Below are 10,969 nucleotides of genomic sequence, written 5' to 3'. Positions count from 1 at the left end.
GGACGACTAGGGTGGATAGTGTCACTATCTGCTAGAAACTCACAAGAACGGGGTAAGTTTATAGACAATTCATGTCTCACCTGTTGTGCTACTTTTTTCTGTTGTTTTAGTCGTTTTACTGTTTTACGATGTGTTTTGGGAGAAATCATCCCATGGTTATAGAGAATGGTACGAACAGTTGTATCTGTTAAATTGATGCCATGTTCTTGTTTTAACATTTCAGTAAAATGAACAACATTAGGTTTTAAATTGGTGAATGATTGGTATAGTTCTACAATAAAAGTTTTAGTAGATTCAGGTAGACTATGCTTTGGAGAGCGTTTTTTATTTTTATGAGAAAAAGCTGACTTACCCAATTGAACATAATTGTGAAGTAGTCGGTTAATTTGTCTTAATGATAAAGTTAATTCAACACAGGCACGTTGTTTTGTTTTTTTGCCATGATGAACGGCTTTGATGACGTTATATTTTTTTATTTCATTCACTGTTAATTCTATCCTTTTCATATCTCTAGTTTATCATTTTGGGACATTTTGTCATTCGATTACTTTAAGACATTATCACATTCGATTGATATAAGTTTATGACAAAGGGTATAGTTGTTGACTATCATCTTAGGATACGTTAGAATAAAACTATTGATATACATGAGTATAGTGTATTCAATAACAGAATAAGTTAAGTGTAAAATTTAAGTCTGGTATTAAGTTTTACATAAAATTGAATAGTATTCTTTATTCAAGGAATAAGGTGAGATGCCTTAACAGCCCTTTTCTACTGTGATGCTTTAAAAAAGATAAGTCAGGTCGTTGAATAGAGAAGTTATCAAGGAGGTGTGTTATCAAGGGCGTACTCTTTATTTGTAATGCAAAAATTGATTTTAGGATAAAAGAGTCACTTTTTGTTTATTGGAAAGGTTTACAAATAAAAATTCACATGCCCTCAGACGATTTGCTGAGGCATTTTTTTATTATGTTAAGAAAGGAGTTCAAATGAATTATAAAAAATTAACTTGGTTTATTGGATTAATGGTGTTGATGATAATGGGATTTACTCATCGCATCATGGCTAGTGAATCAATTAATGTCTATGTTGATGTCGAAGGGTATAATTTAGGTCAAGGTTTTTATATTAAACCGACCAAATTAACTTTACCTGTTGGATCAACAGCTGAAGTGGCGACTAGAGAGTTGTTTCGTCAGACTGGAACAGCTTTTGATGCATCCGGAATAGGATCACAGTTTTATTTATCACGAATTTATGGAATAAATAATGGTGTGGTTAATTTGCCTTCTTATATCAATGAGGAAATTGATACAGATAGTCCTTCAGGCTCATTAGGTGAATTTGATTACACGAGTACATCAGGTTGGATGATTACCGTCAATCACTTCAAAATCAACGTTGGTGCTGGTGCATGGACATTAAAAGATAATGATGTTATTCGTTGGCAATTTACGCTTGAAGGTTTAGGTGCCGACCTCGGTTTAGGTGGGGATGCCTTGTATCAACATGCTGATAAAACAGAGTTGATTAGATTATTGGAAACAATTAAAGATGTTCAGTTAAAAGAGAGAGCATATCAGGCTGTTATTAACCCATTAACATCATCCAGTCATGTACAAGAGTTGATTTCGTTAATTAAACAAGGGGTTATCGAAAATACATCAAAAAATGAAAATTCGAACAGTGGACAAGAAACACATCCAAGTAACCCAACAGGAACAGAGCAAGGAACAAATCCAAGCAGTCCAACAGGAACAGAGCAGGGAACAAATCCAAGCAGTCCAACAGGAACAGAGCAGGAAATAAATCCAAGCAGTCCAACAGGAACGGAGCAGGGAACACATCCAAGTAACCCAACAGGAACAGAGCAGGGAACAAATCCAAGCAGTCCAACAGGAACAGAGCAGGAAATAAATCCAAGCAGTCCAACAGGAACAGAGCAGGAAATAAATCCAAGCAGTCCAACAGGAACAGAGCAGGGAATAAATCCAAGCAGTCCAACAGGAACGGAGCAGGAAATAAATCCAGACAGTTCAAACGGAACTGGACAAGAAACAAAACCGAGCAATCCAACTGGAACTCATCAAAGTATAGATAAACCAGAAGATATGTTTAAGTCTGAGAGCGTAGAGAAGTTGAAAGCATCTTTAAATGAGTTACTAGAGTATGTTAAACAGTATCAAGAGGAACTATATACCACAGAATCTTGGAAAGAGCTTACAGATTTGATACAAGAAAGTAAAGTTATTTCTTCTAAAGCACTTGTAAGTGATCAGGAGATTTTGAGTGCTATTCGGAAACTGTACCATGCTATATCAGTATTAAGATTGAAAAATATCACGAATGTAGACATTGCTAAGCCGCTTGATAATGTATTAAAGTTTATTCATACAAATGTGTCTAAAGCATCAGAAATTGGTGTTGGGACAGAGTGGGAAATTTTAACATTAGCTAGAGGAAATATTGCTGATAATAAATTATATGAGCGGTACTATCACAACGTTTTGGCACATATTGAGGAAAATTTAGATGTGCAATCTGGCAAGATTAAACGTGTTTCTAGCAATAGCATTGATAAACGTTCAACAGAAATGAGTCGAATGATTTTAGCCTTAACTGCACTAGGTGTGCAAGTAAATGATGTTAGAGGAATGGACTTATTTAAAGGGTTTAAAGATGTGAAGTATTTAAATTGGCAAGGTATCAATGGGACGATTTTTGCACTTATTGCAGCAAATTCATCCTCTTATTCACAAGAATATTTAGTTGATACACGACAACAATTATTAGATGAGATTTTACGCAAACAACTTGCTGATGGAGGATGGTCTTTATCTGGCAAAGTATCAGATCCAGATATTACGGCTATGGCACTACAAGCCCTAGCACCGTATTATAGAAAAAATGATGCAAGAGTGTTAGATGCAGTTAATAGAGGTGTAATAGCTTTATCTAATATGATGTTGTCAACTGGAGGATTCCAATCAGGAGCAAGCCATGGACTAGAAAATACACCTTCAACTGCACAAGTAGTTACAGCTTTGTCTGAACTAGGTATAGATGTGGCAAGTGATGTACGGTTTAACCGCTACGGCAATAATCCGTTAGCTGCTATGTTGAAGTATCAATCGCAGGACGGGTCATTTTTCTATACAATACATCATATCGGTGTAGCAGAACCTTTTTCAACGCAACAAGCAGGTTATGCATTGGTTGCCTATTATCGTTTAGTTTCTGGTAAAACTGGATTGTATGATATGTCTGATACGAAAACATGGCAACTATCTGAACCGATTAGTCCTATAATGGTTCAATATGAAGATAATAAAGATAAGCAGAGTGATAAGGATAAAGGCTCTCGTTCCAATCCACCTGCTAGTCATCCTGTTATAAGAAAATATACAGTTCAAAGAGTACAAACGGTGTATGCTCCAAGTAAAGTTGTGTTAAAGCAGCATATCGTATCAGTACCTCAAATGTCACAAGTTAGTGAGAAAACACCTCAAGAGAGTAAAGATAAATCTTTGGAGAATAAGCAAAATGGAGTGAGTTTACCGGCAATCACTCAAAAAAATGAGAATAGTACAACAAGTACAACGTATGACTTATTATATATGTGGCTTTTAGGAACAGGGATTTTTGGTGTCATTTGTGTTGTGATATTGAAAAAGAAGAATGTGTGGTAATTTATGAAAAAATTATTGAAGACGAAAAAAGGAAAAGTGATATTAGCTAGTCTATATATTGGTATTGTTGCAATAGGTTGTTTACTTATTGCATTATGGAATCAAAATCAAGAAAAAGACCAAGTAGCTTATCAAACAAAGATGAGCCAAAGTGTTGAACAAGCCAGTCAAACTAGCGAGTATCAATCCAATTCATCTGATGCTAGTCACGTAGAGCAATCTAATCAAGAATACTCAAGTATACAAGAGATTGAACAGTCTGGCGAGCAGTCAACTCGGATTGTGACTGAAATCGTTGAGGAACGAAAAGTTTCTACTGCTCTACCAAAACCAGTCGAACCAGAGAATGTGGTTGTTAATAAGGAAAAAGTGTATAGAGCAACATTTACTATCCGAGTGGATACTATTTTAAATAATATGGATAAATTAGATCCAGATAAGGTTAGTTTAGTACCAGAAAATGGTGTATTACTTGCTGTAACAGAAGTAGAATTTTCTGAAAATGAAAATGTATTTTCTGTCTTGCAACGTTTAACACGCCAATTAGGCATTCACATGGATTCAACCTTTACGCCTATTTATAATAGTGCATACGTTAAAGGGATTGGAAACCTATATGAGTTTGATTGTGGCCCAGAGTCTGGATGGATGTATCGTGTAAATGGTGTATTTCCAAATTATGGAGCAAGTCGCTACGTATTAAAAAATGGAGATGTAGTAGAATGGTTATACACATGTCAAGGATTAGGAAAAGATATTAGTCGATAGTAAGGAGTTATATATGGCACAAAAACAACTGTACAGTGATGCTTTTTCACAGCTCAATCCTATAGTGACGATGCTATTTTTTGTGATGAGTATAGTTATGACTTGTCTTGTTTTACATCCGCTCTCTATTGTATTGTCATTTAGTAGTGCCGTATGTTGTTTAGTGTGGCATCAAGGATTACGAGCATTAAAGAAAAAATGTAAGATACTTATGCCTATATTTTTTATCGCTGCAATCATTAATCCCTTATTTTCTCATGCTGGTGCAACGATATTATGGTATTTTCCTAGTGGTAATCCGTTAACATTAGAGTCCATTTTATACGGTGTTTATGCAGGAAGTATGTACGTATGTATTGTGTTGTGGTTTGATTATTTTCATCACATCATGACAACAGATAAATTTGTGTATTTATTTGGAAAAATTTCTCCTGCTTTATCATTATTGTTATCAATGAGTTTGCGGTTTGTACCAAGGTTTATCGCACAATTAAAAGAAATACAAAAAGCTCAAGAAATGCTAGGGTATTCGATGCATAAAGGATCAATAAGACGACGTGTGAGTGTATGTATTCGTATTTTGTCTATTTTAGTGACATGGGCTTTAGAAAACGGTATTGATACTGCGGATAGTATGAAAGCTAGAGGATACGGAGTGGCTAAGCGAACGCATTTTCATATATTTACAATGACTAAGCGCGATAAATATAGTTTATTGTGTCTAAGTATGATTAGTATAGGATGTGTAATAGGGCTTCACATGAATCAGTTTCATTTTAGTTATTTTCCAATCATTCAATCAAAAATACATGGTAAGTCTATTGTTTTTTGGATAATATATATGTTTTTATTGAATGCACCAATACTATTAAATATACAGGAGAAATGGTTATGGCGAAAAAGCCTTATATTGAAATAAAAAATCTATCTTTTAGTTATCCGAATCAAGAACGTAAAATATTGGACGATGTACATTTGACGATTGATAAAGGAGATTTTGTGTTAGTAATGGGAAGTTCTGGTAGTGGGAAAAGTACGCTACTTAGGCAGTTAAAACCAAAACTAGCACCTAGTGGTAGGCTAAGTGGCGACATTTTGATTGATGGTGTAGCTATAGAATATTTATCAGATAGAAAACAAGCTGAAAAAATAGGATTTGTGATGCAAGTTCCAGAAAATCAGATTGTTACAGACAAAGTGTGGCATGAACTGGCGTTTTCAATGGAGAATTTAGGCTTTCCACAGAGTAAAATTCGCACACGAGTGGCTGAAATGGCATCATTTTTTGGGATGCAAGAGTGGTTTCATAAAGATATTCATGAGTTATCTGGTGGGCAAAAACAAAAACTAGTGTTGGCATCTATTATGACACTTAACCCAGAGATATTATTATTAGATGAACCAACGAGTCAATTAGATCCTATTGCAGCAACTGAATTTTTTAGAATGTTAGAAAAAATCCATCAAGAATTAGGTGTCACTATTGTTTTGATTGAACATAATATTGCCGAAATTATGGCTATGACAACAAAATTAGTGACGTTTGATAAGGGAAAAGTAAAGCAGTTTAATTCTGTTATGGCAGGTATACAGTGGTTGAAACACTGTCAGCATGAACTATTTTGGAATTTGCCTATCCCTACTCAAGTATGGTGGTGTCTTGATAAACATGATAATCTTCCTATCACTATCCACCAAGGGAAACAATGGCTAGATAATTATGTTAAGCAAAATTCCTTGCAACATCATGAGTTTTTGGAAAATCCAATTTCTAAAGAGTACAGTATTCAACTTAAAGACATTTGGTTTCGTTATGCTCAAGATGATGAGTTTATTTTAAAAGGTGTCACATTGAATATTCCCAAAAACAGTATTTTTTCCATAGTTGGTGGTAATGGAACGGGGAAATCAACATTGATAAATGTGTTAGGACAACTATACTTTCATGAACGTGGCAATATTTATATTCATGGAAAAAAAATAACTCATCATTCAAAAGAAAATATTTTGGGAAAAACATTAGCGATATTGCCACAAAATCCTAGAGCGTTGTTTACGCAAAAAACGGTTGAATTAGAATTAAGTGATATGGGGCAGTCTGTTGAGAACCCATTTACTCAACATATTATTCAACTGTGCCAGTTACATCATATTTTACAACAACATCCGTTTGATTTATCTGGTGGGGAGCAACAGCGTGTGGCTTTGGCAAAATTATTGTTATTAAATCCAGATATTTTGCTTTTAGATGAGCCAACCAAAGGTTTTGATGGAGAATTTAAACAGATTTTTATGCGTATATTAAAACAATTGAAACAAGAGCAAAAAACAATTGTATTTGTATCGCATGACTTAGAATGTGTTGCTAGTATTGCGGATCAATGTGCATTATTTTTTGATGGGAATATCGTTTCTAGTGGGCATACACGTCAGTTCTTTAGTCATAATCAATTTTATACAACATCAGGAAATTTAATGGCAAGACATACTATGCCTGAGGCTATTACTGCTAAAGATATTGTAGAAAGTATAGGAGGAGTTTTTCCAGAATTATCTGAGGAACAAGTTGTTTTTGGTGAAAGCAAAGAGAGTGATGCACATGATGAACCTTTAGATGAGGACACTGATTGGTCATTAAAAAAAATATTTGGTATAGGTAGTGCGTTATTAGGATTTATGTTGTTAACATTCTACGTCAGTCTAGATAGCAAGGGCATTATGGAATTCTTATCGGGTGGTTCTCAAGCAAATGCGATTGTTTCAAAGCCACATGTGTTAATTCCATACATTATTGTTATTGCTGGATATATGTGTTGCATTAGTGTGTTTTTCACATTAATTGCACAACAAAATAAAAAGCAGTATCGTTTTGAACCATTACTTAAAGAAACACCCAAAATGTTAAGATATAGAATGTTTTCTATTTTAGCCGTTATGATGACAGTCTTTTGGAGCTCATATGTGATTAGTCGAGGACAGTATTATATTGCTTTAAATCTTGTTGTTTTAGAAATTTTTGTTCCTTATGTGTTAACATTTGAAAAAAGACATTGGAAAACTAGACACTTGGTTATGATTAGTACATTTGTTGCTATAGCAGTAGCAGGTAGAATTGCCTTTTTCATGTTACCACAATTTAAACCCATGTTAGCCATTGTTATTTTAGCAGGTGTGACATTAGGGAGCGAGGTAGGGTTTACGGTAGGTGCGCTTAGTGCGTTATTAAGTAATATGTATTTTGGTCAAGGACCGTGGACAGTATGGCAAATGTTAGCTTTTGCATTAATTGGTTGGCTAGCGGGCATATTGTATCGCTATAAAGTATTAAGCACTAATCGGATAATTTTGTCTGTTTTTGGTGGACTTAGTGCGTTACTTATTTATGGACCTATTTTAAATCTATCCACAGTAATTACTGTCCAACACCATTTAACAGTAGAAATAGTGATTGCTGCTTTTGTTCAAGGATTACCGTTTGATATGATTCATGCAGTGGCCACAATATTTTTTATGTATATAGGTGCAGACAGTATGATTGAAAAAATAGGTCGTATTCGTGAGAAATACGATATATAATTACACACACTCATGATAGAGTGGATAAAAATAAAGTAAAAAGGAGTGAAGTAGACTGATGAAAAAATATATGAAAAATTTGGTGAAACATGTTGTTATGTTAGCCAGTTTAATCATGATATGTTTTCCATGGACAAGCGGACATGCTCAAGAGAATGCATCTGTTGTTTTTCAAGCACAAGATGGAACCATTAAAAGACCAGATGAAAACAAAATATTTCACTTATCTAGTTTAGATGTTGGGAAATTTATCTTAGAAGATGCAGATACATTTGAATTGTCTAAGCAAGGGGCTCATTTTCAATCTTATGTAGATAGAAAATCAGGTATTTATCGTTGGCGTGATGTTTGGGTTATGGCAGATGGAACATATAATCCACATGATGTTCGTGAAGTATTAGCGTCTGTTTATGATAAAAATCCATTATTATATCGTGATGCATTAAAATTGAGTACATTTACGATTAATAATGTATCTTCACAAATTGAAGAATTAAAACTTTTTGTAGATGATAAGGAAATTAGTGAAGACAATCCAGCCTTGGTTGATGCCAGCAATCCTAAAAAGGTGATTGTTAAAGGGCGAAAAAGCGGAGAAACAGAATTTATTGATATTCCATCTCAAGCATTGAAATTTGTGGCACCTGATAGTGGAACGTATATCGGTTCAGATGGAACTTTTGTGTTGCAAAATGTTGAGCAAGCAACTTTTCGAGTTGAAATGAGAGATCAAACAGCGCGTAAAAGTTTTGTGGCATCTAAACAAAATGTGCTAGCAAAAGAGATTGATGTTGTTGTGCCAAATCCTGTATATATTGAACACTGGAACGCTTTAAGTGGCACAAAGTATATTGGTATTAATAGTAAACGATTAAATATGCAAAGAGCTGAAAATGAATATGAAGTCGTGTTTACACCAAGCAACACATCAAATCAAAATGTGACCTGGACAGCGTTGACACCTGAAATTGCTGAATTTGAAGAATTACATGGCAATGGTATTGTACCGAAAAAAGCAGGAATTGCGCGCTTTATCGTGGCAAGTAAGGGGCAACCAGAGATTAAAAAAGAAGTTGCTATTCGCTTTGAATATAAAGCACCGTTACAAAAAGTTGAACTTGCACAACGTGAGTATACGGTAAAACCCTATGAAACGATTGATTTACAAATTGATGCTACACCAAGTGAAGCAACAGATCAACGTTTTATTTGGACGTATAGCCAACCTAATATTGTAGAGGTTAAAAGTAATATTTCACGTGCTAACTTGAATGTACCGCACCGGACAACGCACCAACTTGTTGGAAAAAATGTTGGGACTGTTACGGTCACAGGGACACCTGTGGATACAACTAACGGAATAAGTCCGATTACTTTTACAGTTACTGTAACAAAAGACACACAAACAGATTCTAAAAAAGTAGCTGTACCTACAGATAGCATTAAACATGGAACGGACTATTTAGTGGGACAATCGCAAGTTAAGTATGGAGATGAATGGGTTATTTTCACATTGGCACGAACAAATCCTGAATTGTTGAAACAAGAGTCTTTAGAACAATATTTTGCTTCAGTAGTTGATACATTTTCAGAGAATAAGCGATTGAAAACAACAGATATTGCCCGTGTTGTCTTAGCTTTAGGAGCAATTGGAAAAGATTCTACCAAAGTTGGAGAGGCTAACCTAATTGAAAAACTATATAATAATAGTCGTCTGAGTAAAGAAACGTCCAATGCAATTGCGTTCACTCTAATTGCCTTGGATAGCAAAGGATATGCGATTTCTGAACAATCTGTATGGAATAAAGAAACATTAGTTGCTGAATTATTAAAATTCCAAAAAGAAGATGGTAGTTTTTCCCTAGCGAAAACACAAAAAGTTGGTAGTGTTGATATGACAGCTATGTCATTACAGGCATTAGCTCCATATTATGATAAAAATGCCCCTGAAGATAATGCAGTTAAACAGGCTGTTAATAAAGGGTTAATGTACTTGCAACAACAAATGAATGATCAAGCCGGTTATGGTGAAAATAATGTCGGAAATAGTGCAAGTACCGCTCAAGTTTTAACAGCTTTAACAGCCTTAGGTATTAATCCAGTTAGTGAAGAATACACACGAGGTTCAAATAATATGGTAGATTATCTGCGTGCGTTCCAACGTGAAAGTGGATATGCAACGTTCAGTAATGGGCAATCCGATATTTTCGGTGGAACACAGGTAACTTATTCATTGAATGCGTATGACCGTTTTGTCAATACTAAACCTAGATTATATGATTTTTCAGATGAAAAGAAAGATTTGGACGTTCCTAAAGAAAACAAAGAACAACCAAAAGAAGATGCAAAACCAGCCGTACCAGAAAATCCAGAGCAACCAAAAGAGGACGCAAAACCAGTCACTCCAGAGGTGCCAGAACAACCGAAAGAAGATGTCAAGCCAACAGAAGAGGCAACACGAGAAGAAATGGAAGAATTGTATGATTTGTTAGATAAATTTGAACAAGGTGTACAATTCCCACAAGATAAGGAAAGTGTAAAGAGAGCCAGAGATATATACAACCGCTTATCAGAATTGGATCGAGAAGACTTGAGCCAAAGTTCAACAGATGTACTTTTAGAGACAGAACGTCAATTAGCAGAGTATGACAGTGCAACTGCAGACAAGCCGAAAGAAGAAGTAAAACCAGCCGTACCAGAAAATCCAGAGCAACCAGAAGAGGATACAAAACCAGTCACTCCAGAGGTGCCAGAACAACCGAAAGAAGATGCAAAACCAGCCTCACCAGAAGTGTCGGAACAACAAAAAGAGGATGTCAAGCCAACAGAAGAGGCAACACGAGAAGAAATGGAAGAATTGTATGATTTGTTAGATAAATTTGAACAAGGTGTACAATTCCCACAAGATAAGGAAAGTGTAAAGAGAGCCAGAG

General features: G+C 35.1%; 5 protein-coding genes, 1 pseudogene and 1 riboswitch. Of the genes and pseudogenes, 5 read left to right on the top strand and 1 reads right to left on the bottom strand.

The features are described 5' to 3' along the window. Nucleotides 1-506 (bottom strand): annotated as a pseudogene (locus E4T68_RS07340) (helix-turn-helix domain-containing protein); the annotation flags it as partial. Between the two features lie 210 nt (nt 507-716). Next, nucleotides 717-861: riboswitch (adenosylcobalamin (AdoCbl) riboswitch) on the top strand. A gap of 131 nt (nt 862-992) precedes the next feature. Here E4T68_RS07340 and E4T68_RS07335 point away from each other — a divergent pair. From E4T68_RS07335 to E4T68_RS07315, 5 genes are all read left to right on the top strand, one after another. Then, on the top strand, nt 993-3,692 hold the full coding sequence (locus E4T68_RS07335; protein ID WP_135125595.1) for a DUF4430 domain-containing protein: 2,700 nt from the start codon (nt 993-995) through the stop codon (nt 3,690-3,692). 3 nt (nt 3,693-3,695) lie between these two features. Continuing rightward, entirely contained in the window at nt 3,696-4,460 is a 765-nt protein-coding gene (locus E4T68_RS07330) for a DUF4430 domain-containing protein (protein WP_135125593.1), read from the top strand. Nucleotides 4,461-4,473: 13 nt separating this feature from the next. Then, complete coding sequence (locus E4T68_RS07325; RefSeq protein WP_135125591.1) at nt 4,474-5,379, top strand: energy-coupling factor transporter transmembrane component T; 906 nt, start codon at nt 4,474-4,476, stop codon at nt 5,377-5,379. Further along, nucleotides 5,352-8,036: an energy-coupling factor transporter ATPase gene (locus E4T68_RS07320; protein ID WP_167753856.1), complete on the top strand. Its 2,685-nt coding sequence runs from the start codon at nt 5,352-5,354 to the stop codon at nt 8,034-8,036. The genes E4T68_RS07325 and E4T68_RS07320 overlap by 28 nt, the downstream gene beginning before the upstream one ends. A gap of 58 nt (nt 8,037-8,094) precedes the next feature. After that, nucleotides 8,095-10,969, top strand: a 2,875-nt coding sequence (locus E4T68_RS07315; protein ID WP_209305063.1) for a prenyltransferase/squalene oxidase repeat-containing protein, incomplete at its 3' end; no start/stop codon positions are given.

It is taken from the genome of Granulicatella sp. WM01, from assembly GCF_004570605.1.
Taxonomy (GTDB): Bacteria; Bacillota; Bacilli; order Lactobacillales; family Aerococcaceae; genus WM01.
This window is presented reverse-complemented; position numbering and strand designations above follow the sequence as displayed.